Source organism: Parendozoicomonas verongulae (assembly GCF_009711465.1).
GTDB lineage: Bacteria > Pseudomonadota > Gammaproteobacteria > Pseudomonadales > Endozoicomonadaceae > Sansalvadorimonas > Sansalvadorimonas verongulae.
Genome location: NZ_SMME01000863.1, coordinates 24,269 through 48,914 on the forward strand (window position 1 = coordinate 24,269; position 24,646 = coordinate 48,914).

Consider the following 24,646-nt stretch of genomic DNA (forward strand, 5'->3'; position numbering starts at 1 on the left):
ATGTTTAAGAAAAATGAACTGATATACTCGCAGTCAGAACAATAGCGAATAAGGATTACATCCTATGGAGGAGTATCTCGCCCCCACGGCATTCTTTGACTACGAACACCCAGCTGTTCAGGCATGGGTTCACGGGGTAACAGGTCAGGAACAGAACCCCGTTTTGCAAGCCATCAGATTATATAAGGCAACCCGGGACGGTATCCGATATAACCCTTATGTTTTTCGCCCTGACCCAGCCACACTCTCTGCCAGCTACTGCCTGGAAAACGAAGAATCCTACTGTATCCCTAAAGGGGTTCTGCTGGGCGCAGCCTGTCGTAGTATCGGTATCCCTTCTCGTCTTGGGCTGGCCGATGTTAAAAATCATATTTCCAGTCAACAACTTATCGATCACCTGCGCAGTGATATCTTTGTAATGCACGGGTTTATCGAGCTTTATCTGGAAGGGAAATGGGTTAAAGCCACTCCTGCCTTCAACGCTGATCTGTGTACCAGAATGGGGGTTGCACCGCTGGAATTTAATGGCCGCGAGGATTCTATTTTTCACGAATACGGCACTGATGGTGCGCGGCATATGGAATATCTGGCGGATCACGGCACCTTCGCTGATGTACCGGTAGATTTTATCGTGCAATCAGTCAGCAAGGCTTACCCCCATTTGGTGAACACCTATCTGGATCAGATGAACGGCCACACTCTGGAAAGCGATTTGGCAGAGGTCTCAGCTAAAGCTTAACACTCTCGGGCCTGTTGACAGTTCCAGCACTCTAAAATTCTAAGTACCCGCTTCCCAGGATGGAGGTTGTCATGCACAAAATAGTGGTTTTACTTTTTGCTATTGGAATCACCTATCACCTGCTCCATAGGAGCCATTTTCATTCGGAACAGGCTCAGGCTTCTGAATGGGGAAAAAGGCACTACACCTATAGCGGCAAAGGTGAAGATAAACTCAGTATCTTATCTGTCAGAAGCGATAATCAGCCCTGACTCTCCTGAAGCTGATAGCGAAGTCGCTCAATCTCGGCTTTCAGCTCTTCCACTTCCTGTTCCAGTTCGTGGATGCGATTCTTGCTGGCATTCACTACCTGTTCTTCAGGAGCCGTTTCTACTTCGCCGGAAAAGAGATGAGCAAACCGTGATTCCCTACGGCCAGCTTCCCGTGGCATTTGAGCCACCAGCTTTTTCTCCACCATTCCTTTAAGGACCAATTCCACTTCTCTCACATCGCTGAAGGCAGTTATTCTTCCTGACCGACTGCGCAGCTCTCCGGGTGTTTGCGGCCCGCGAAGCAACATCAGGCAAACAATCGCGCGCTCCTGTTCCGAAAGTTGAAGCTGACTGAAGGCCGTATTACAGAAGCGGTGTTTGTAGCGGCTTACTCGGGAACCACTTTCTTCACTTACCAGACGCTGGTCGATAAGACCATTTATGGTTTGTGAGACTTCTGCATTGGTCAAAGATAATACTGGCTCACGGCTGCTCTTCTGATTACAGGCATTCACCAGAGCATTCAGGCTGAGGGGATATTGGTCGGGGGTTGTGCTCTCTTTTTCAAGCAGGCAACCAATGACTCGGGTTTCGTGCAAACTCAGGTGGATATCCATCCATTCACTCCAACAACAAGCGCGGCCAGGTTAGCAATTTTATACGCTAATCAGTCAAAACGTTCACTGCCCGGCATCATGTCCTAGTCTTAATAAACAACTTAGGCAAGGATGCTCTCCCATGGGGCTCGATAAAATCAATCAGGCCAGTAATCCCCTTCCACCTGTTGATGCTGAGGAGGTGACAGGCCCTGTAAATGCTGGCCAACACCCTACTCTCGGTTCAGTCAAAACTACTGAGGCCGAACCCAGGCTAGCTGGCAAAAACCTTGGAAAACACATCGCTGGCAAAGGCGTTAAAGGGTGGGTTCTTACTTTTCTCAAACACCCAAAATCGACACTTCACCTGATTAGTGGAGAACTTGGCCGGATGAGAGCAACGAATCCGACCCAATATCTGGAGGAACTCAGCGGACTCTGCTCCACCAAATCGGATTGGACATTCCTGTTTAACGAAGGGCAGAGCTTAAAAGCCGATGCGCATCCCGATGTTAAAAACCAGCTGGAAGGATGGCAGTTTGTTGCTTTGGGAGAGTTTGCAAACCAGGCACCAGGCGGGCTGGTTCCAGCATTCACTCAACATCTCAAGGAATTTACTGAACTCAGCACACGCCTGGGTACAAAAATTCCCTTCCGAGGCAGCAATGAGCAACCTGACACAGGGCTTTTAAGACTGGATAGATTAGCCCAAAGAGTCATCCCCAGCGCCAACACTAACAGCATCATGAAGATAAATAATTTACTCACCAAAGCCTGTGCCTGCATCGATAACCAATCATCCCAAAGAACTCCTCTGTCAAGGCCTTTGCAAACGGCTCGGGAAAAGGTCACAGCAGCGGCTGAAATGCAGGGTAACCCAACACCTCTGCCAGAGAACGAAAATATGCCTCCTCCCCATAAGCGCTTCGCCTGGAAGGTTAGTCAGAAACCCCATGATGATATAAAAACAATTCAGGAAGAAAACTTTCCCAAGGAGCTTGAGGGAATCCAATCAACGCTGCTGGAGAACCCTGATGATGTCGATGCCTGGGAGCTCTTTGATGAGATTGAGGGGGAGTTGCCCCTTCAGGACAAAACTTCATTTCTGGAAGCTCTTTATGACGCTCATCCCGATAACGTCACCGTAGCCAAATTTCTGGTGTTTCACGGACTCCCAGCAGCCCCTCACAGTGCGAACTTATGGGATGTTTTTGACAGGATTTCAGACACTATTCCTTTGGAAGCCAAAATAGCATTTCTGGAGCCCATGTATCGGCAGAATAACGACAATACAGTTGTAACGGCACGATTACTGGACGCTCTGCAGAATGTGGCGCGCACTTCCCACTACGACCAACTTCTTGATGACATCATAAAGAATCACTAGCGAATAACGGAAGATGAAGGTCTTCTGGCATAGCGGGTAAAGGTAACTCCCGGATACCAGTGCTTCTGCCCCGGCAAGTGGCGCCCTACCAAGCTTGTCAGTCGCCAGCCACTTCTGGGACTCTCTGGTGTTTTCCATGCTCGGGAGTATTCGATTTTAAAGATATTGCCCCGCTCATCCTTGATATAACTGACCCACCCTTTATACACAGGCCCTGCATCTCCCGCACCGGGGCCTGGTCGGGTACCTGGTAAGTGGTCATGAAAAATCCCGGTAATATTCTTGTCTGTCGGTACTGTGAATGTTGCTCTGGCAATCTTTCGGTGAAGAATAGCCTCTACGCCCTTGGGCTGAGAGGCTGTCACCTCACCTGAAAATTCATCCGTAACAAGATACCCTACGTTCTCAGTATGCCGTGAACGATTCAGGGGAAGGGCACGAAGCGCGGCAATCGCCACTTTATCCATCTCTGGTGTAGCCACCACATCAAAAGCTGGCTCTTTCCGCTCTTCTATCGGGGCTCCTGCGGCGGTTGCAGGCAAGCTCAGGATGCGGTCGACATCCGAAATTTGATAAAGGTGATTCCCAAAAACTGCCACCAGAAAGGTAGCAAGAACAAGGCTGAAAGATTTCATTCCGTGCGCTCCGATAACTCATACAGTTATCGGCAGATGTGCACAAGATTGAGGCAGCTCAAAAACCATACCGTAAATTAGAATATTTGCGGTATGAGTATTAGGGCTTTGGCACTAGAGGCTTATTTCCAGTCGGCCATTGGCAGGCTTAAAACCAACCTTGGTAAGATACGCTACGTGAGCATCACTGCCTTCGGCACTGATAATCCGCGAAATGCCCTTCTCTGTGAAGAAACGACTATTCTCACAGAAAACAAACTGGCCAGGTTTAAGATCACGGTAAGGGGGCAGTACGAAGTCCAGATCCACTTCCACGGTTTTATCGTCGATACGATGACAGATAAACACACCGGCAAGGGCAAGATTGCGATGAATCATCAGAGCCGTGTATTCACGGCCATCCTTCAGATGGAACGAAGGGAAAAACTCACGAATCTCGCTCTTGTTGAGATTCACGAATTCATTGAGATACAGGTCAGAAACTGAGGCTGGCAACACACGGAAATGGCTCTTCTCTGTGTACATTTTCCAGAGGTAGTAGATGTTCATGAGCACCAGATAGTAATTCATGAGCGCAACTGGCAGAGAGCCAATCAAAACACCATAGGTTCCAAAGCAAAAGCTCCCGATCATATTGAGCCAACGCAACCGTACCAGAGAACTCATACTCAAACTGATAGCTGTCATCAAGCTGGCAAGGTAGCCAAGCATTTCCAACCAGTTAAGCTCCGACATGGCATTTCCCTCCGAAAAAGGTGCGGATTCTAATATATACCGTCTTTCCAGTCATTGTACGTTTCGTGCCCCAAGACAAAGCAAGGAACACTTGCAGGGGTTTATACGTTTTCCTTGTTGCTAAGAGCTCCCGAAAGCCTCACCAGCCAACCACCGACGATAACAGCCAGGCCGGGTACCAGCCAGCCTAGCCCGTTATCAAACAAAGGGATGCTGTGAACAAAAGAATCTGCCCCCAGCACCTCGGCAGCACTCAAACCATCCAGGCAGCTGAAAGCAAAAACAACGGCCAGAGCAACACGCATACAGCGGCTCGTGATCACCACCTTCTGCCGAAGGATTTCAACAAAGATAATAATGATGGCCACAGGGTAGATGGCCACCACAACAGGTATGGAAACTTTGAGCAAAGTGTTTAACCCTGCATTGGCCACCAGCATAGATAACAGCGACACCAAAACCACCCAGAACCGGTAGCCCACATTGGGCCAGCGATGGTGGAAATGATCACCAAAGGATGTTGTCACTCCTACGGCGGTAGTAATACATGCCAGCGTAATCACGGCAGAGAGGGCAAACTGTCCACCTCCACCCAACAGGTGAATAACCATTTCTGAAAGAATATGTCCTCCATTTCTGGCATCAGGGACAATATCTCGACTGATGCCCCCCAAGTAGAACAGCCCAAGATAAACCAACGACAGCCCTAATCCCGCAATCAATGAAGCCTGTATCGTATACTTCACCACGCTCTTCTTATCGGTGATATTGAAACGACGTACTGAAGCGGCAATCACAATACCAAACGCCAAAGCCCCTAGCGTATCCATGGTCAAATACCCCTGAATGGCGCCCTCAAGCATCGCATGCTCTGCCCAGGGTCCCCGTCCTGCCCCAAAGACAACAGGAGGCTCAAATATCATGGCCATGCAAATTGCACCTAGCACTATTGCCAGAATAGGGGTAAGAATTTTGCCTACAATAGTGATCAGCTGCCCGGGGTTAAGACATAGCCACCCCACGGCGGCGAAAAAGATAAGTGAATAAATCGCGAGATACAGTTGGGAATCCTGCCCCACCCAAGGAAGGATCCCCACTTCATAAGCCACCACAGAGGTGCGGGGAACAGCGAATGCCGGGCCAATAATAATGAAGGCGGTTACCCAGAAAGTCAGTGCAAGAGGGGCTGGTATATCCCGTGTAAGGTTTTCTACGCTGCCTGCCATAGCGATCGCAATAATAGCCAATAGAGACAGTCCCACATCGGTGGCTAGAAAACCTGCCAGAGACAGCCAGAGATTTTCACCAGAAAGCTGCCCGGCCCAGGGTGGAAAAATCAGGTTCCCGGCTCCCAGGAAGAAAGCAAACACCATTAATCCCAGTCCAAGGAGGTCGCTTCTTCGCATAGGCACTTATCTCTACTGAAATCTATTGAGGGATAACTATAGGCGTTAATTCTCTTCAGGCATGTTCCAGGGCTTTTTTAGAAGCACCACATCATTCCCCACAAATTCCAGCTCACACTGGTGGCGTTTGGCAACCCACTCAAATGTCTTCCTGCTGAAAAAACTGATATGGGTTTTGTCGCGAATATAATGCCAGTTTATGAACTCTTTCTGACCGCTCACCAGCTTGGTCATTAAACCGAGGAAGCCGCCTGGCTTCACCATAGCCAGCAGTGTGTCTATCACATCTTTGGGGTTTGCGAGGTGTTCCACCACTTCCGTACTGGTTACAAAATCATAGGTTTCTGTGAGCACGTCAGGGTTATTGGCGTAATACAGGTCGTAGACCTTCATGGTGTAGCCATACTCAGCAAACATTTCCGCAAGAACCGGGCCGGGGCCACAACCAAAATCCAGCCCTTTTGCAGGAGCAGCTACCAGCTCCGTGATAGGGGAATACATACGAGAGAGAAAGCGTCTGTAACCCGAGTTATCACCACTGTTCTCGTGGAGATCGTAACAGGCTTTTTCATCTTCCGACGAGAGATGCCAGGCTTTAGGAACGAACACCAGCTGACAATTCTGGCAGCGCAGGTATTCACGGTATTTATCTTTCCAGAAAGGCGTATTGTGGGTTTCCCCGCACAGCGGACAGACAAGATCAGGCATAACAGTTCTACAGGACATCATTACATTCGGCTCCCGAACCAATTTCGCAGTTCGCATTGTCACAGTTCATTACACTGGGAGCACAGGTTAAGAGGTGTGAACAAAGGATTACATGACTGAGTCGTTAGGCAAAAGAAAAACGACCCGCAATGCGGGCCGTTTGAGCTAGCAACCTGTCGGACTTAGCCGACCATACGAGGCCGTTACAGCTGAGGGCCAGCCTTCAGTAGCGCTTTGCCTGCTTCGTTATCGGTGTACTGGGCAAAGTTGGTGACAAACAGATCCGTCAGATTCTTTGCCCGTGAATCCCACTCGTCTACGGAGGCCCAGGTGTTACGGGGGTCAAGAATGCTGGCATCTTCTACGCCGGACACTGCCACAGGCATGTCCAGATTGAAGTAAGGCAGTGTTACAGTTTCAACCTCATCAATAGAGCCATCCAGAATTGCATCAATAATGGCGCGGGTGGCCTTGATGGAAATCCGCTTGCCAGTACCATTCCAGCCAGTATTCACCAGATACGCTGTGGCACCGGAGGCCTGCATGCGCTTAACCAGAATCTCAGAATACTGGGTGGGGTGAAGACTCAGGAAGGCCGCACCAAAGGCTGCCGAGAAGGTAGGTGTAGGCTCAGTGATGCCACGTTCAGTACCTGCCAGCTTGGAGGTATAACCGGACAGAAAGTGGTACTGGGTTTGTTCAGGCGTCAGCTTGGACACAGGCGGCAGAACACCAAAAGCATCTGCCGCCAGGAAAATTACGCGGCTGGCGTGGCCAGCTTTAGAGACAGGCTTAACAATATTCTCGATATGATGGATCGGATAAGAAACCCGGGTATTTTCCGTCAGGCTGTTATCGTCGAAATCAACGGTGTTATCGTCGCAAACTATCACGTTTTCCAGCAGTGCATCGCGACGAATAGCGTTGTAGATATCAGGTTCGGCTTCTTTGTTCAATTTAATGGTTTTGGCATAGCAACCACCTTCAAAGTTGAATACGCCATCATCATCCCAGCCATGCTCATCATCACCTATCAGCTGACGCTTGGGATCAGTAGACAGTGTGGTTTTGCCAGTTCCAGACAGGCCAAAGAATACAGCCACATCGCCATCATTACCGACGTTGGCGGAGCAGTGCATGGAGGCGATACCCTTGAGGGGCAACAGGTAGTTCATGACGGAGAACATACCCTTCTTCATTTCCCCTCCATACCAGGTGCCACCAATCAGCTGAACTCCCTCAGTCAGGTTGAAGGCTACGAAATTCTCAGAGTTCAGTCCCATCTCCTGCCACTGATCATTAGTACAGCGGGCACCGTTCATGACGACAAAGTCTGGCTCAAAGGCATCCAGTTCTTCGTCTGAAGGACGAATAAACATGTTAGTTACGAAATGCGCCTGCCAGGCAACTTCGGTGATAAAGCGAACGGACAGGCGGGTATCAGGGTTAGCACCGCAGAATGCATCCACAACAAACAGGCGTTTACCGGAAAGCTGATTGGTCACCAGCCTTTTCAAGTGACCCCATTGCTCCTGATTAATAGGCTTGTTGTCGTTCTTACCCTGATCTGACCACCAGATAGTATTTTCAGTGGTTTGATCCTTCACGATGTACTTGTCTTTGGGGGAGCGACCGGTAAACACACCGGTATTGACTGCAACAGCACCGAGATCTGTAACCCTGCCTTTTTCAAATCCTTCCAGCTCCGACTTGGTTTCTTCTTGAAAGAGGAGGTCATACGAAGGATTACGCACGACATCTGTAGTGTTGATAACCCCATAGGGTGACAGGTCCAGCATGGTCTTGGTTTCACTCATGAAAGTTCTCCCGCTCTGGATGTGTTGTTGTCGGGGGAATCGCGATACTGCACTCCCTGGCAGATCGTCTATCTTGTCTAGGACTGCTTGAAAATATGTTTTCCAGAGAAACTTTATTCATGCAATCCTGCTTATCACACGGAAGCGTTTGTACCTTATTACCCCCTAAAAATCCAGATATGGCTCGCTTCTTTCTCTATCTTGCACCTGTGCTCTCAACACCTTACACACTGAAACCACCACGCCTCGTTCTCCCAGACAAAGGCGAAATGAAAAGGAGGGTGCCAGCAATTGTTGAGCCCCACTGAAGAACAGAGCTGATCGCTCGCTTATAGATTTAGGGTCAAACCATGGAATGGAGGGGTCTGAACATCCACTCACCGCGCTAAGGGTGACCGCATCACAAGTGACAAACGGCACATCATGCACCTGAGCAAAACGGCCATAGGCCGGGTCATACTGCTTGATCTCCAGACTCGCCACCAGCACATCCTGAATATCAATATCCAGTTGATCCAGATATTGCATAACGCCCTGCCCTATTACTTCCAAAGGCGTTCCCCGTTCGCTGCCAATGCCAACGACATAAGCCGCCTTGACAGAACCGGCAAAACGGTTATTTGTACAACCATTGTCACTCATTGAGTTATTCACTTTTTATGACAAAGATGGCCAAGCATAGTTGAGTGTTACTTGGTTGTAGCAGGAGAACATGGAATGAGCATGTCAACTGCACGGGGCGGGGATGACGGAGGAGTTCCCCCTCCGGAAAAAGAAGCAGAAGACATGCCTTCCAGATTGTACTTCTGAAGTGAAGATCTCTCTTTTCTGATCCGCTTACTTTTCTGCTTTAGCGGCGATATTTTTCTGTCGGCACTGCCTTTTCTTTTGACCGGCACAGGGCTGATTGCTAAAACACTGGGGCGCGAGAAAACGACAGGGCTGGCATCGCAGGCTGTCTTTTCCGGTACATTGAATGTCATCAACCAGCCTCTTAACAAGCTGCTTTGATATTCTTTAAGGCAATCTTCACGACTTCTTTTACCACTCACTGACTCGAGTTTCAGCTGGGTGATTTGCTCAGCCATCATCTGTTTTGCGAAAGTCAGGCCACTACGCCAGTGGTTCTCGTCGTAACTCAGTGGTCGAACATCTGCAAAAAGATCAGCTTCTGGATCAATATCATAAACAGGCTCAATTTTATTTCCCTCACGATGATCCCCCTTTACATAACGTTCAACCATCCCTCGCAGCAGAGGTAACAGTTCATCGGGAGTCAGGTTGCCTTCCTTGGCAGACTGGATATAACCACAGAACTCTCCAGCATAAAGCTCTCTGGCCCATGCATTCAGAGCACTTTCATCAGAAGTAGCAGACATCACCTGTCGTGTTTCCCGGTCTTCATCCTGATTCAGAATTTCTGCCACAGTCAGAAAATCCAAAGCAAGGCGAAGGAGCATATTTTTCTTCACTCGTCCGACCCAGTATTTTATCGCTCCATCCATGGAAATTTCACCTGGGAAGTTACGCTGGGAAGCAATACTGTTTATTTTTCCAACAATCGTTCCCAATAATTGATAGCGGTTTCCAGTTTGGGCACTTATTTCTTCTAAAGCCTGGGTGAAAGGGATATTTTGATAAATTAAATCCAGTGAGCTGGCTGCCAGTTTCTGTAGCATTGTGACCGGGTTAGAGTATCCCTCTCTTTTATCCTTATAACTATTCACCATGCCTTTTCTGACCAGAGTGTCTACCCCTTCCGGTCGATGAAAATAGCGGTCAAAAATTTCAAACTGGGTATGTCCATTACTGTCTTTTGGGTGGCGTCCGAAGATAAGAAGATGGACAGGAAACAAATCAAAGTACTTTACAACCAAGTCACCATCATCATCTCTATCGAGAGCATAGTTCGGGTATTTCGCGTCCAGAAAACCTTCAATAATTTTTTCATAGCCCTCCTGTGCATCCTCTGCAATAAAACTCTCATTCAAATCATGTAGACGTTTCACACCTTTGATGATGAGATCGGTCACCTGACACAAAAACGCCTCGACCGTCATCCATCGCCCCAAAACCTTTATCTGGGCATCTGGAGCTAAATCGCCTTTTACGATTTCTTCGAAGTAGTTTTCCAGGAGGTTTTCTGATTTAAGAAATGGCTGGGCGATAAGAACCGTTTGATGGTCTGACTTCCAAAACTGAACCGGAAGAATATCGATGTCGTTTTCTTTAAGAAACCTTACCTGCGCCATCTGATGATGATAAAACTGGTTTGCATCGTCTTTACTCGCATACTGGTTCGAGTCTTTCTTACTGGCAAAATAAATCCGACGAAAAGCCAGTTTGGGTAGTACACTATTCAAATCCCGAAAAATAAGCTCCTGATCCGGGTGCTCAAATTCATGGTAACGAAACACCACTGTACTGGTACCAATGCCGACCACAGTGGCCTTAATGCTTTGAGCATACTCACTGAGAGCCGGGGGATGAAATTCAAAAGGCCCAATAACATCTCCCCTCTCATACATAGGCACACGACCTGAGGATGGACGGTGTCCTTCTACATGCTCCAAAAACTGGATAACGCTTTTGTTTATCCTTCGGCTCTCTACCAGCTGTTCAGAAGTGGTATCGCCATCCCCCCGGATTAACTGATGAAAATCCGGTGTTCTCTCAACCTCTTCGAAGCCGCAGCAAATCTGGTAAACCCTGGGGCTGTCCCCTCCTGTTTGTGTACTTTCCAGATAATAGTTACAAAGGCTTGCCACCATGGCATCAGGGTTATCAGTTGGGTTTACAGCCTGAAAGGGGGTTCGTTCCCGGTTGTGCCTGAGTTTTCTTATATAAAGAACTCCTGCCTCTTCCTTCTTTTCAACTACCGCCCTCGGGGAAGAAACATGCTTCGGCCACTCATAGAAGACCTGGCGAAAAGAACTGGGACTGGAAGAGGAGCTGGATTCTTCTCCAACACTGATGGAGCGATTAGGCGGAACGACCGGGGATCTTTTTTCTGATAGACCAAAAACGGGCAATAACGGGGAATCCGCACGATAAGAGTGGGAACCGGATCCGAGCATGTGAGGAGAGGCCGTCAATGGCGTTTGAGTCCTTGGAGTGGGTGCAGGTGTTCTTGCCGGACTAAAAGAATACGATGTGTCAGCAACATAACTATATGGGCTGTCAGTGCTTGTACCTTGTCGTTTAGCAGCATAATCAACCATGGTCACAACGCTGCCTCCCTTTGCTTTCAAAGCTCTGATTTTTACCCACTCATCAATATAATCACCTTCGCTTTGAAATCGCTCTTCTGCCCTGGCAATTAAATCCTGGCTGTCACGACTGAGGATTGTTACGCACTGACTTACACCAAGATCCTTGGCGAACACACTTCCAGCGATAAATACACTCTCCCACAAAAGCCAACCGTATAGCAGGTTCTTCATCACTGATCTTTGGGAAGTATCCGCCTTGAGCACTTTAAATATCTGCTTATTCCAGTTCTTATTCAGGGTGGCTTCTCAGACTAGGAGATTCTTGGGTTTTGTACAGGTGATGGGGTATGGAAGGCAGGATTTATTCACTCCTTACATCTATAGTCTTGTGCAAAAATGCTTACTCAGGCCCTCACAACAAATGACAAACAACTCCAATTCGCTTGTCGTTGACTTCGCTATCGGACTGACAGCCGGGATTCTTATCCCTCTTGGCCTTCCTCCCCTCTCATTGTGGGTTCTTTCCCTGATCGGGATGATTCTGCTCTTTTCCCACACTCAACGCCCTCTTGGAAAAAAACAGACCGCTGGTGCATTGGGGTTTTCTGTGAGCTACGCGATGTCAGGTCATCTCTGGGCCTATTACAGCCAGTATGTACTGAGTGATTCACCGGTTTCTGAGAAAATACTGGCGATCTTCACAGTTTTCATCAGCCCTCTACTGATCATTTTTGCCACATTGATGCTCTACCCAGTGTTACGCCGCAGGCTCAGCATTGCACCATACAGCATCGCCAGTGTTATTCTTTTCAGCTGCTGCTGGATAACCTTTGAAATTGTCTACTCCATGCCTTTCAGTCCATTGCCCATACTCATTAGCGGTTATGCTCTGCTCGGATTACCTTCCGACGCCCTTGTCCCTATCTTTGGTGTTTTTGGAAGCAGTCTGACCCTTGTCATGGTTGCAGGTTTAACCGGTTCTCTGATTTACCAGTTACGAAAAAAACACTCCAGATCCCTGCCCTACCTTGCTATATCATTGTTGATTACCCTCGCAGCCGGGCCACTGCTGTCCAGAGTTGAATGGACCTGGCCCTATGACCTCCGGCCGTTCAATTATGTGATGCAGACCAGCTGTGGAACAGGGGCTGCTTTCGAATTGCTGGACACCGCAACATTCCCCGCACCCAGGCTCGCTCTTATTTGTGGGGTTAAAGGCGATGTTGAGAAACCAGAACTATCCCGACAAATTTACAAACTCAATGAAAGCAGACAAACAGCCTACCTTGCTCAATTTAGTATTGCAGGAACCCATTGCCCTTACTTCTATTGCAGCTTTGGTGAGGGTGAGGGCTGTATTCCCGAGCAGATCAGAAAAGCTTCACAATATATTGATGATGGCAGCTGTGATATTTACCCTCTCTCCATCACTGCAAACTCTGCTACGCGACATCCCGCCGCTGACGCTTACCGCATGACTGTTTTAAGCCCCTTATCTGACAGTCACCCCTTTCAGACCGCGTCTGAATCTATTGGTTCTGAGTTTATAGTGGCTTTTGACGGGACTGAAGAGGGGCAGGTCTTCCGCGAATGGATGATTCGTGCAGATAGGGCAAGGGCACTGGAAACAGGTCGCCCCCTGCTGCGCTATAGCAATATTGGGATGTCGGTAGAAATCAATCACCAAGGTTTTGTTCTGGCCAGGTTTTTACCAGAACAGGACTTGGTTACTGGCAATATCCAGCCCATGAGCGGCCAGACTCCTTTCATGTATTTTGGTCCTTACGCCCCGTTAAGCCTAATTGCTCTGGCTCTGGTGGTTTTTTCATATCGTCGTCTGTTTCTGACGTTGTGATGTCCCCTTCACCCTTTAGGGGTAGAGCGATTTCCCGGCAGTAATGTTCCAGTCTGTCGAAAGCAAAGGCATTGCATAAATCATCCACTTTTCGTACAAACGCCACACCTCAGGATCAGCCTCCTGCAGCTGCTGGGTCAGCATCCGAATGCGATCAACATCCCCCATTTCAACAGCTTCAAGGATGGTTTTCAGCAGCGGCTTCAAAGCCTGGTTTGAAAGTGGACTGAGTTGGGAGTCGGGTATCTCTACATCTATTTCTTTACGGATAAAATGCACGTTAAGAGTCCGCTCAATCTGCTGGAACAGGTCATCAATACGGAACGGTTTACCAACATAGCCATTGAAACCTAAGCCTTCGATTTTTTTCTGTTGAATCGGATCAACACTCGCGGTAACAGCGATAACAGGTACAGGATTACCATTCCTTCGCAGCTGTCGAACTGCATCCGAACCACTCATGACCGGCATACGAATATCCATCAGCACCAATTGCGGCTGACTGGCCTGAATACAGTTCAAAGCATCCAGTCCGTTAACGGCTTCAAGGGTTTCAAAACCAGCGTCGTCCAGTAGGCGCACCAGCATTTCCCTATTGATACGACTGTCATCAACAACCAGAACCTTAGCCGTCTCTTCTGGAGGCAGGTGAAAGCTACAGACATCATGACTGCTGGCACTGCTCTGCGCACCTTCATCTAAAACTGCTCGACGTAAAGGCAGCGAGAAGTAAAAACGGCTACCAGCCCCCAGAGAGCTGGCGACCTTCAAAGCGCCCCCTTGAGCAGAAACCAACCGCTGACTGATAGCCAGCCCAAGCCCTGTGCCCCCTGGGTGATCCTGAAAGTCAACTTGATGGAAAGGTGAAAATATTTTCTCCTGTTGATCGGCCTCAATACCAATACCGGTATCACTCACAACATAGACAATACGTTCACCATCCTGCACCACCCGCAACTGCACCTGTCCGTGATCTGTAAACTTAATGGCATTCCCCAAAAGGTTAATCAACACCTGCCTCAGCTTTGTCACATCAATAAGAATGACCGGTGGTAAATGCTCATCAACATTCAACAGTAGCTGAAGGTTTTTACGATCAGCCCGGGGCCGCAAAATGCGGCAGACTTTGTCCAGCATCGGCCGTAACTTCACAGGCTGAAACTGTACCTGTGTACCGGTGGTTTCAATTTTGGTCAGATCCAGCACATCATTAATCAGCATAAGTAGGTGTTGCCCGCAATCCTCCACAGTTTCAAGGCTTTCCCGTTGCCTTGGTTCCAGTTTCTCTGTACGCAGGAGTAACTGCACATGGCCGAGTATGCCATTGAGAGGTGTTCTGAGTTCATGACTCATATTGGAAAGGAACTGGCTCTTGGCATGGTCAGCCGCTCTGGCTTTATCTCTTGCCAGACGTAAGTCCCGCTCTGTTGCCTTTCGTTCGGAAATATCCCGAATGACGATAGTGACCAGTGTGCCGGATGCTGTTTTCAGAGGACTGGATGTCACCTCTGAGGAGAAGCTTGTGCCATTACGACGTCGGCAAATGGTTTCAAAACCCTGTTGCAAGGATTCCGTTTCATATTTCTGTCGGGGAAGAAGATAACCGGCACGCTTGCGGCTCAACATCGCCAGGGGCTGGCCAACAAGCTCCTGCCTGCGATATCCGAACATTTCCTCAACACGGGCATTAACCATAGTGATAATTTCTTCCGTATCCGTTATCACAATGGCATCAGGTGCAGCCTCCAGAAGCCCCCGGAATTTTTTGGTATCCCCTACCAGCTCAGTGACATCGTGCCCCATACCTTCAACACCACTGATACGTCCTCCCGGCTCGACTACCGGTACATTAATAACTTCGATGGTACGGGTTCCCCCATCCTTATGAGGCAGCTCAATTTGAACCGCATCATTTTGCGGGTGACCCTGTAAAACCCCCTGAATAACTTGCCGTAAGGCCTTATGCCCCGATGTACCAGCAAAGACTGGTGCCATAGCCTCAACCAGCTCATCCGATGAATACCCCAAAATATCGCTGACAGATGCACTGATATAGGACACCCGACCGCTGTCGTTCAGCATGTAATAGAAGTAACGCCCCCTGAGCCGCTCCGCCATATGACTGATATTGGTAGCACGCAGATCTTTCAGGGCCTCATCTCGCTCCGAGAGACGGTGAGCCATGGCTGAAATACTTCTTGCCAGCCGACCGGTTTCATCATCCGCTTTATGTTGAAAAGGCAGGTGCCAGTGACCATCCCCCAAATTATCCACCGCACGGGTGAGCCGTACGAGAGGACGCGTAATAAAGCCGGACACTTTCAATACACAGGCACTCACTATCAGCAAGACCAGTAACAGCATCATAGCGCTGTTTATGGCTGGCTGACGTGCTGCCCCCAAGGCTGTTGTTTCACGGATATGAGTGAGCAAAATCCAGCCAGCATCAGGTACAGGGCTGGAGAAATACCAAGTTGGCCAATCCCGGAAGAACACTGTTTCATGGCCTCGTGTCCCACTGTGTACAGGACCATCTACCAGTTTTAATAAAGAGTCGGAACGGAGCCTCAGGGCTGTGTCCCGCAATGAATCATCCGGTCTTGTAGAACGCATATCGGAGTGAATGAAATGGCTATCCCGATCCACAATAACAAAACGAAGGTTACGAGGGTTATCGTGCTTTAGCAGTTCAATAAAACGATCAATCCGTACAAAAAAATACAGTTTGGCAACTTTAGGAGAATGAAACGCAACTACCTTTTCATCAGACATAGGGCTTTTGAACGGTCGCGACCATCCCCATGCATTAGCATCCAGCGGGCTGTCTACCGTTTCAGGCCAGGGTACCTCCTGAAAGCCGGTATCGGCATAGTAAAAGATGCGACCTTTACCAGGTTCACCAAAAAAAATCCCCTGCACAATACGGTCATCTTTGAGAGTGCTGGAGAGTAGGTCATGGTATTCCGATATATGTTCGGGGTGCTTACCCAGACTATGGGAAAGAGCATCCCCAAGAGAGGCAATATGACGAACCTGACCATTCAGTAAGCTGGCAAAGTGCCCAGCCTGTTGCTCCATAAAGGCTTCAACACCGCCTTTGGCAACACGCAGGTTTTCAAGAATATGAATAACAAAAATAACACTATAGAGGAGGGTTATCGGAACAATGGCAAACAAAACGACCTTGTTTCGGATCGACGACCACATGAAACCCCACCTGAATAATGTTGAAAGTATGGTTTAAGCACCTCTGTCATCCCTGTAGTTATTCTATTTTGATCCCATTTTTAGTTACACCAGCCTAGTAGACAGATGAATAACCCGCAAAGGTCTATGCTTGCTAACTTAATGTCTGATGATGCTGCTGCAGCATGGGCTGGCGCTCAGTCTTTATAAACCTGCTGACTTTCCACAAAAAAACGCCCTGCAAAGCAGAGCGTTTTAGAATTTTGACGACGATATCCCGTTTTAGAATGGGATATCATCATCGAAATCATCAAAGCCACCAGAAGGTGCTGCCGCTGGAGCAGGCTGTTGTGCAGGAGCCTGTTGCTGTTGCTGACGCTGGCCGTAACCCTGATTAGCCTGAGACTGCTGTGGAGCACGGTTCTGCTGACCACCTTGTGGCGCCGCCTGCTGGCTCTGATTGTAGTTTCCATAGCCCTGATTCTGTGCAGATTGCTGCGCAGAAGACTGACCGTAACCTTGATTCTGAGTAGGTGCAGGTGCAGGTGCAGGTGCAGGTGCAGGAGTAGACTGACGAGGAGCCTGCTGCTGTCCATAGCCCTGACTACCGCCACCCATGTTGGCGTTACCACCGTCCTGACGGCTATCCAGCATCTGCATGACACCATCGAAGCCGTCTATCACAACTTCTGTGGAGTAGCGATCCTGACCCTGCTGATCCTGCCACTTGCGTGTTTGCAGTTTGCCTTCCAGGTAAACCTTGGAGCCTTTGCGCAGGTACTGACCAGCCACCTCTGCCAGCTTGCCAAACAGTACAACGCGGTGCCATTCCGTGCGTTCCTGACGCTGATTGGTGTTCTTGTCGATCCAAGATTCGCCAGTAGCAACACTCAGGTTGGTGACAGCACTGCCATTGGGGGTATAGCGAACTTCCGGATCCCCTCCAAGGTTACCTACCAGTATGACCTTATTGATGCCACTTCGAGCCATTGCCGTCTCCCATTTCTAATCTAATAACTGTCTATAAGAACGCTATCTAATAACGTATTGAATGGCCTGCCTGTGCACAAGCCATTTTAAATTTGATTCTGCCGACGACCTGGCTAATTACCAATCTCCGTACTGGCGCAGATGCTGCTCATTCAGTTGATCTGTGTCGACCTTCAGATAAGCCTTCTGTTCTTCAACGATCAGGGATACTTCCCTGACCCCTGCCACCGTAGCGAGACGGTCGTTCATTCGGCCAGCTTCTTCCGGGGCAACCGGATAAAGGTCCAGCACGATACTGCTGACATAAGAGGGGTTATTCATGGTAACAGACAATAACCACCAGAGGGCAGTCGCAATTGCCACCAAAGCATAGATTCCCGTTTCACCATACTGCTGGTAGAAATAACCGGATACAGCTCCGCCCAATCCTGCACCAAGAAACTGGAATGTGGAAAAGGCTCCCATTGCCGTTCCACGACTCCCCGCCGGAGCAATACGACTCACCAGAGAGGGCAATGTCGCTTCCAGATAATTAAAGGCAGTAAAAAACAGCAGAACACCACCCACCAAAGCAGTTAAATGGCTTCGCCCCAGCCAAAGCACGGTTTGCGCCAGCAGCAGCAATATAATCGCGCCTATCATAATAGGGCGAATCAGGCGTTTTTTCTCTCCAATAATGATAAAGGGCACCATGGCAAAAAATGACACGCCCATAGATAAGAGATACACCCACCAGTGCTGTTCACGGGGTAACCCTGCAAGCTTTTGTAGAGCCACAGGCAAATGCACAAACAGCGCCATCAATACAAAGTGCAAAGTAAATACACCGGCATTCAAACGCAGTAATTGTTTATGGCTCAGTACAACACGAATTTGAGAGGTGGCCGTTACAGTTTCGCGATTGGCCTTCTGCCGAACCGGTGTGGGCACACCAAAGACCACCAGCACCATGGCTACCACCGCCATCACGGCAGATACATGAAACAGCCCGGAAATACCCCATTCATCCGCCAGAACAGGCCCAGCTACCATGGATAAACAGAAGGACAATCCAATACTCATACCCACCATCGCCATAGCACGTGAGCGGTTTTCTTCCCGGGTTAAATCAGCAATAAGAGCTGTAATCGCGGCAGCAATAGCCCCAGCGCCTTGAAGAAAGCGCCCGGCAATTACGCCCATAATCGAATCACTGCTACCAGCGAGCAGGCTTCCCAGAGCAAAGATCAACAGCCCACCCAGAATCACCGGTTTACGACCAATACGGTCAGACAATAAACCCGCAGGAATTTGCAGGAGAGACTGGGTCAGTCCGTACGCGCCAATAGCCATACCCACAAGAAAGGGTGTACTACCAGTCAGTTCATCTGCATACGCTGCCATAACCGGCAGCAGTATAAACAGCCCCATCATGCGCAGGGCAAAAACAAGAGCAAGAGAGGACGCGGCTCTCACTTCCAGTGAATTCATTCTTTATTACGTCACTACCATTTATTGAACATTTAGCCGAACCCACAACTATACCAGTGCATCCAGAATCCGGCACAAAGTAATCATCCATTCCCTCTAGGGATTAAACCCCCTCAGCCATTGTATTCGCCTACTGAGATTGCGCCACGACTCTTAACGTAACTGAATGATTCACAGGCTTACCTGCTTTATAATCGTCCGGTTCTCTATGGGAGTTATTTTGTGGATTCCATTACTGTACGCGGCGCGCGCACTCATAATCTCAAAAATATTGATGTCAATCTGCCCAGGGATAAGCTGATTGTCATTACCGGGCTGTCGGGGTCAGGCAAATCGTCGCTGGCGTTTGATACTTTATATGCCGAAGGCCAGCGCCGGTATGTAGAATCTCTCTCAGCCTATGCCCGCCAGTTCCTCTCGATGATGGAAAAACCGGACGTTGACCATATTGAAGGTTTGTCCCCTGCCATTTCTATCGAGCAGAAGTCCACCAGCCATAACCCACGTTCTACCGTGGGTACCATCACCGAAATTTACGACTACCTGCGTCTGTTGTTCGCACGGGTCGGTACACCTCGCTGCCCGAAGCATCACCATCCGTTGGAAGCACAAACTATCAGCCAGATGGTGGATCAAGTGCTCGATCTGCCGGAGGGATCCAAGCTGATGGTGCTGGCACCGGTTGTCCGTGCTCGCAAAGGTGAACACCTCCATGTCTTCAGTGAACTGAAAAGTCAGGGCTTTATCCGTGCCCGCATCAACGGCATTGTGACCGATCTGGACACGCCACCGGCATTGGAAAAGAACAAGAAGCACACGATTGAAGTGGTTGTGGATCGCATCAAGGTGCGGGGCGACCTTCAGCTGCGCCTGTCCGAATCCTTTGAAACCGCTCTGGGTTTAACTGATGGTCTGGCCACCGTCAGCTTCATGGATGGCGAAGCAGACGACATTGTCTTCTCAGCACGCTTTGCCTGCCCAGAGTGTGGCTACAGCATTAACGAACTGGAGCCCCGCCTGTTCTCCTTCAACAATCCGGCCGGTGCCTGCCCCAGCTGTGATGGCTTGGGTGTGAAGCAGTTCTTCGACCAGGATCGCATCATCCATAATCCGGAATTGACACTGGCAGAAGGTGCCATTCGTGGGTGGGATCGCCGCAGCGTGTACTACTTCCATATGTTGAAGTCTCTGGCCAGGCACTGTGGTTTCTCTATCGATACGCCTTTTGAAGAACTCTCTGGTGATCATCAGGATATTATCCTTCACGGCTCTGGTGATGACCTGATCGATTTCAGCTATATAAACGACCGTGGCGATATTTACAAAAAGCGCCACCGCTTTGAGGGCATCATTCCCAACTTTGAGCGTCGCTACAAAGACACAGAATCCCAGTCTGTTCGGGAAGACCTGAGCAAATACGTCGCCACCCAGCCTTGCCCTAAGTGCAAAGGCACCCGTCTGCGGGAAGAAGCACGCAATGTGTTTATTGAAGACACAAACCTGCCACAAGTATCCTGTCTTCCTGTTGAAGGGGCGCTGCAACACTTTGAGGCCCTGAATCTCACCGGCCAGAAAGGGGAGATTGCATCCAAGATTCTGAAGGAGATTCAGGAGCGCCTCAGCTTCCTGAATAACGTAGGCCTGAACTACCTTACCCTCGACCGCAGTGCCGACACCCTTTCCGGCGGTGAAGCCCAGCGCATCCGCCTTGCCAGTCAGATTGGTGCGGGCCTTGTAGGTGTCATGTATATTCTCGATGAGCCGTCTATCGGCCTCCACCAGCGAGATAACGACCGCCTGCTAAAAACCCTCACTCGCCTTCGTGATCTTGGCAATACGGTTATCGTCGTGGAACACGATGAAGATGCGATCCGTACCGCAGACTATGTGCTGGATATCGGCCCTGGTGCCGGTGTGCACGGCGGTCAGATTATTGCCAGCGGTACACCTGAAGAAGTCATGGACAACGAGAAGTCCATTACCGGTCAGTACCTGGCAGGGGTTCGCCGTATTGAAGTGCCTTCCAGGCGTGTTCCTGTGGATAAGAAGCGCAAGCTGATGCTTTCAGGTTGCTCCGGCAATAATCTGAAGAATGTTAATCTGGACGTTCCCCTGGGTCTGCTGACCTGCGTGACGGGCGTGTCTGGCTCGGGCAAATCCACACTGGTAAATGGTACGCTCTACCCCATTCTGGCGGAGAAGCTGAACGGGGCCACAACCCTGACAGCGGCTCCGTGGAAAAAACTGAAGGGCCTTGAGCATGTGGATAAGTGTATCGACATCGACCAAAGCCCTATCGGCCGAACACCACGCTCCAACCCTGCGACCTATACCGGTATTTTCACGCCTATCCGTGAACTTTTTGCAGGCACACAGGAAGCCCGCTCCCGTGGTTACAAGCCTGGCCGATTCAGCTTTAACGTGAAGGGTGGCCGTTGTGAGGCTTGTCAGGGTGATGGCGTAATCAAAGTGGAAATGCACTTCCTGCCAGACATCTATGTACCCTGTGACGTCTGCAAAGGCAAACGCTACAACCGTGAAACTCTGGAAGTGAAGTACAAAGGCAAGAGCATTGATGAAGTTCTGGAGATGACCGTGGAAGAAGCACTACCTTTCTTCGACGCCATTCCTGCCCTCAAACGTAAACTGCAAACTTTAATGGATGTAGGCTTGTCGTATATTCACCTCGGCCAGAACGCGACCACTCTTTCTGGCGGTGAAGCCCAGCGGGTCAAACTGGCTAAAGAACTGTCCAAACGGGATACCGGCAAAACCTTCTACATCCTCGATGAACCAACCACTGGCCTGCACTTTGAAGATATTCAACTACTGCTAAAGGTTCTGCACCGTCTGCGTGATCATGGCAACACCGTTTTGGTGATTGAGCATAACCTGGATGTGATTAAAACCGCAGACTGGGTTGTAGATCTTGGCCCGGAAGGGGGGGACGGCGGCGGACAGATTATCGCTACCGGCACGCCGGAGGAGGTAGCTGATATGGAGGTTTCCCATACTGGCCGTTTCCTGAAACCAATGCTGGCGTAATCAGCATACTGGCTGGATCTGCTGGAACATGCCTTTACAGGTTGTCAGGCTACAACTAATTCCCGATATTAAAAGCCGCAGCAATGAAATCATCTGCGGCTTATGCGAGAAACTCTGATTAGCTGTTGTAGACGGTAAGTGCCGCCTCAGTCGCTCCTGCTTTACCCAAAACCGCTTGCAGCGCTCCCAGACAGAACAGGACATTTGTTTTGGTCGCTGCACAACCCATCAGGCCAATTCGCCAAACCTTACCCGCAAAATCGCCCAAGCCTGCGCCGATTTCCAGATTGTAGTCTGCCAACAGCTGAGCACGCACAGCAGCTTCATCAATGTTTTCAGGAACAGTCACGAGATTCAACTGTGCCAAACGCTCTTCAATAGGAACGACCATTTCCATGCCTATAGCTTCAAGACCAGCTACCAAAGCGTTGTGGTGTAACTGATGACGCGCCCAGGAGTTCTCAATGCCCTCTTCCTGCAAAATTACCAGAGATTCATGAAGAGCATAGAGCGTATTGACAGGAGCGGTATGATGATAGGCACGCTTGGCACCTTTGCCCCAGTAACCCATGACCAGATTCAGATCGAGGAACCAACTTTGCACCCTGGTTTTACGATTCTGAATTTTATCCACAGCCTTCTGGCTAAAACTCACAGGGGAGAGGCCGGGTACACAGGAGAGACACTTCTGGGTTCCGGAGTAGATGGCATCAATGCCCCAGGCATCCACTTCCAGCTGGCTGCCACCGAGAGAAGTTACGGCATCAACGATGGTCAGGCAGTTATGCTCCCGAGCCAGGGCACACAGCTTTTCTGCATCACTGCGGGCACCGGTAGAGGTCTCGGCATGAACAAAGGCCAGAATCGCAGCATCAGGATGAGACTTCAGGGTTTCTTCAACAGCAGCAGAGTCAACAGCTCGACCCCATTCGCCCTGGACAATAATAACTTCACCACCACAGCGTTCTACATTCTCTTTCATCCGCATACCGAATACGCCATTGATACAGACGACCACTTTGTCTTCCGGCTCAACCAGATTAGCAAAACAGGTTTCCATACCAGCCGAACCGGGAGCAGACACGGGCAAAGTCAGGGTATTCTCTGTGCGGAATGCGTATTGAAGCAGATGCTTCACTTCATCCATCATACGAACGAATTCTGGATCAAGGTGACCGACGGTTGGGCGAGAAAGGGCCTCAGTAACTCGAGGATAAACATCTGAAGGGCCAGGGCCCATAAGTGTACGTTTTGGCGGATGAAAAGATTGAATCGTCATGTATACCCTGCTCAATAATTCTCGATTTTAGAAGCACATGGAATCATATCAGTCTTTTTGCGTAAAAATATTCAAAATGTTAAAGAAATAAGGAACCCCACTATTACGACAGCACCCCCAGCAAAAACATAAGCATCCTGCAATTGACTTCGCATAAACATCAAAGTCTTAAATCGATAAATGGCATAGATAGGAATAAAGAAAACAACGGCAGCCATCATTGGTGCAACCAATCCGGCGATAACCTTTAAGATATTCCAGTTGCATACAGCTGCCAGCCAGCAACCAATAGCTGCAATAGCAATACTTATTCTGTGAACAGATGCCGGTGACGTTGTGGTTTTCCCAAAAAAGCGATTAATAGCGTGGGAAAGAATGCCATTAATTAATTCGACCGTTCCCAGAAAAAATCCCAGAAATGACGTTGTTATCGAAAGAAAAGCGATGAGCGGAGCTATAAAAAAGAACCAGTTATTGCCAGAACTGTTGGCAAGCACTGAAAGAATAGGAAGATTGCTGTGCTGCTCAACAACCAGTGTGTCTTTGGGAAGGGACAGCAGACATGAGAGAACAAAAAACATAATCACAACAAAGAGAAAAACGGTACTGAGGAGATGAATATTATCTATTGTTCGATAATGATCTTCCGTTTTTCCTCCGTGTTCCCTGTATCGCCTGGCCATAACTGCACACATAGGCGCATGATAGAAAGAAAATATAACGACAGGCAATCCAAATAAAATGACCCTCCAGAACTCACCATGCCCTGGAATGTAAAACAGATAATCCAGCTCCCAATGAGGGATGAGGTAAATTCCCATAAAGAGCATGATAATTGTGAGCGGCACTACCATCGCGCTAGCCACACGCAGCAGCCACTTCTCACCACCGACTAAAACCGTAACCAGCATCATAATCAACACGGCTGAAATATAGATATTATCTGGTACATGATGCTGAAGTTGGTGACGAATGAAGCTGGACGTAATATTTGTAATACCAATGGAATAAATAAGAAGTGTTGGAAAAACAGATAGAAAACAGATAAGGAGAAAGATACCTGAATAACGCTTTGGGAAAATATGTTGTATTACGCTGTGCATATCGGCGCTGGGCATTTCCGGACTGAGACAAACTCTGGACAGGTTGCGGTGGCTAAGCATCACCAAAGGCAGACAGAAAAGCGTGAGTGTAAGAATTGGTAATATCCCCCCAGTTCCAATAGCGAAGGGAAGATACAGCACACCAGCCCCGAGTCCGGTTCCTGCCAGTGCGAAAACCCATGCCAATTCATGACGGCTCAACAACAAGTTCTTTTTCTTTTGTCTATCCAAA

Annotated in this window: 17 protein-coding genes; 4 read left to right on the forward strand and 13 right to left on the reverse strand. The window is 49.1% G+C overall.

The window, feature by feature from the left end:
- Positions 1–64 precede the first annotated feature (64 nt).
- Positions 65–739, forward strand: a complete 675-nt coding sequence (locus E1189_RS18115; RefSeq protein ID WP_155162155.1) for a transglutaminase-like domain-containing protein — start codon at positions 65–67, stop codon at positions 737–739.
- 241 nt (positions 740–980) lie between these two features.
- Here the strand turns inward: E1189_RS18115 and E1189_RS18120 are convergent, their stop codons facing one another.
- Complete coding sequence (locus E1189_RS18120; RefSeq protein WP_155162156.1) at positions 981–1,607, reverse strand: YceH family protein; 627 nt, start codon at positions 1,605–1,607, stop codon at positions 981–983.
- Between the two features lie 121 nt (positions 1,608–1,728).
- Between E1189_RS18120 and E1189_RS18125 the strand changes: the two genes are divergently transcribed.
- Entirely contained in the window at positions 1,729–2,973 is a 1,245-nt protein-coding gene (locus tag E1189_RS18125) for a hypothetical protein (protein ID WP_155162157.1), read from the forward strand.
- Here the strand turns inward: E1189_RS18125 and E1189_RS18130 are convergent.
- The 7 genes from E1189_RS18130 to E1189_RS18160 all read right to left on the reverse strand — a co-directional run bounded on the left by E1189_RS18130 (position 2,970) and on the right by E1189_RS18160 (position 11,717).
- On the reverse strand, positions 2,970–3,608 hold the full coding sequence (locus tag E1189_RS18130) for a hypothetical protein (RefSeq protein WP_155162158.1): 639 nt from the start codon (positions 3,606–3,608) through the stop codon (positions 2,970–2,972). The two genes, E1189_RS18125 and E1189_RS18130, sit on opposite strands and share 4 nt — an antisense overlap.
- Before the next feature lie 114 nt (positions 3,609–3,722).
- Positions 3,723–4,343 carry a YgjV family protein gene (locus E1189_RS18135; protein WP_155162159.1) on the reverse strand — a complete coding sequence of 207 codons (621 nt, stop codon included), beginning with the start codon at positions 4,341–4,343 and terminating at the stop codon, positions 3,723–3,725.
- Between the two features lie 101 nt (positions 4,344–4,444).
- Complete coding sequence (brnQ, locus tag E1189_RS18140) at positions 4,445–5,749, reverse strand: branched-chain amino acid transport system II carrier protein (protein WP_155162160.1); 1,305 nt, start codon at positions 5,747–5,749, stop codon at positions 4,445–4,447.
- 45 nt (positions 5,750–5,794) lie between these two features.
- Positions 5,795–6,478, reverse strand: coding sequence for a class I SAM-dependent methyltransferase (locus E1189_RS18145; protein ID WP_230460509.1), 684 nt, complete (start codon positions 6,476–6,478; stop codon positions 5,795–5,797).
- A 182-nt stretch (positions 6,479–6,660) separates the two neighbouring features.
- Complete coding sequence (gene pckA / locus E1189_RS18150) at positions 6,661–8,274, reverse strand: phosphoenolpyruvate carboxykinase (ATP) (protein WP_155162161.1); 1,614 nt, start codon at positions 8,272–8,274, stop codon at positions 6,661–6,663.
- Between the two features lie 165 nt (positions 8,275–8,439).
- Positions 8,440–8,916, reverse strand: a complete 477-nt coding sequence (locus E1189_RS18155) for a cobalamin biosynthesis protein (RefSeq protein WP_155162162.1) — start codon at positions 8,914–8,916, stop codon at positions 8,440–8,442.
- A 47-nt stretch (positions 8,917–8,963) separates the two neighbouring features.
- A complete protein-coding gene (locus tag E1189_RS18160) occupies positions 8,964–11,717 on the reverse strand; it encodes a hypothetical protein (RefSeq protein ID WP_155162163.1) in 2,754 nt (917 codons plus the stop codon).
- Between the two features lie 190 nt (positions 11,718–11,907).
- Between E1189_RS18160 and E1189_RS18165 the strand changes: the two genes are divergently transcribed.
- Positions 11,908–13,341, forward strand: coding sequence for a hypothetical protein (locus E1189_RS18165; protein WP_155162164.1), 1,434 nt, complete (start codon positions 11,908–11,910; stop codon positions 13,339–13,341).
- A gap of 15 nt (positions 13,342–13,356) precedes the next feature.
- On the opposite strand, the gene E1189_RS18170 is transcribed toward E1189_RS18165, so the two are convergent.
- The 3 genes from E1189_RS18170 to E1189_RS18180 all read right to left on the reverse strand — a co-directional run bounded on the left by E1189_RS18170 (position 13,357) and on the right by E1189_RS18180 (position 18,987).
- The gene (locus E1189_RS18170; RefSeq protein ID WP_155162165.1) at positions 13,357–16,548 is read right to left on the reverse strand and encodes a PAS domain S-box protein; all 3,192 of its coding nucleotides are present in this window, start codon (positions 16,546–16,548) and stop codon (positions 13,357–13,359) included.
- A 261-nt stretch (positions 16,549–16,809) separates the two neighbouring features.
- Positions 16,810–17,517: a single-stranded DNA-binding protein gene (gene ssb / locus E1189_RS18175; RefSeq protein ID WP_155162166.1), complete on the reverse strand. Its 708-nt coding sequence runs from the start codon at positions 17,515–17,517 to the stop codon at positions 16,810–16,812.
- A gap of 117 nt (positions 17,518–17,634) precedes the next feature.
- Positions 17,635–18,987, reverse strand: coding sequence for an MFS transporter (locus tag E1189_RS18180; RefSeq protein ID WP_155162167.1), 1,353 nt, complete (start codon positions 18,985–18,987; stop codon positions 17,635–17,637).
- Between the two features lie 222 nt (positions 18,988–19,209).
- On the opposite strand from E1189_RS18180, the gene uvrA reads away from it, so the two are divergent.
- A complete protein-coding gene (gene uvrA, locus E1189_RS18185; protein WP_329602108.1) occupies positions 19,210–22,032 on the forward strand; it encodes an excinuclease ABC subunit UvrA in 2,823 nt (940 codons plus the stop codon).
- 118 nt (positions 22,033–22,150) lie between these two features.
- Here the strand turns inward: uvrA and E1189_RS18190 are convergent, their stop codons facing one another.
- Together E1189_RS18190 and E1189_RS18195 are read right to left on the reverse strand one after the other, a co-directional pair.
- Entirely contained in the window at positions 22,151–23,311 is a 1,161-nt protein-coding gene (locus E1189_RS18190) for a pyridoxal-phosphate-dependent aminotransferase family protein (RefSeq protein WP_155162169.1), read from the reverse strand.
- 71 nt (positions 23,312–23,382) lie between these two features.
- On the reverse strand, positions 23,383–24,645 hold the full coding sequence (locus E1189_RS18195) for an amino acid permease (RefSeq protein ID WP_155162170.1): 1,263 nt from the start codon (positions 24,643–24,645) through the stop codon (positions 23,383–23,385).
- Position 24,646: the final 1 nt, after the last annotated feature.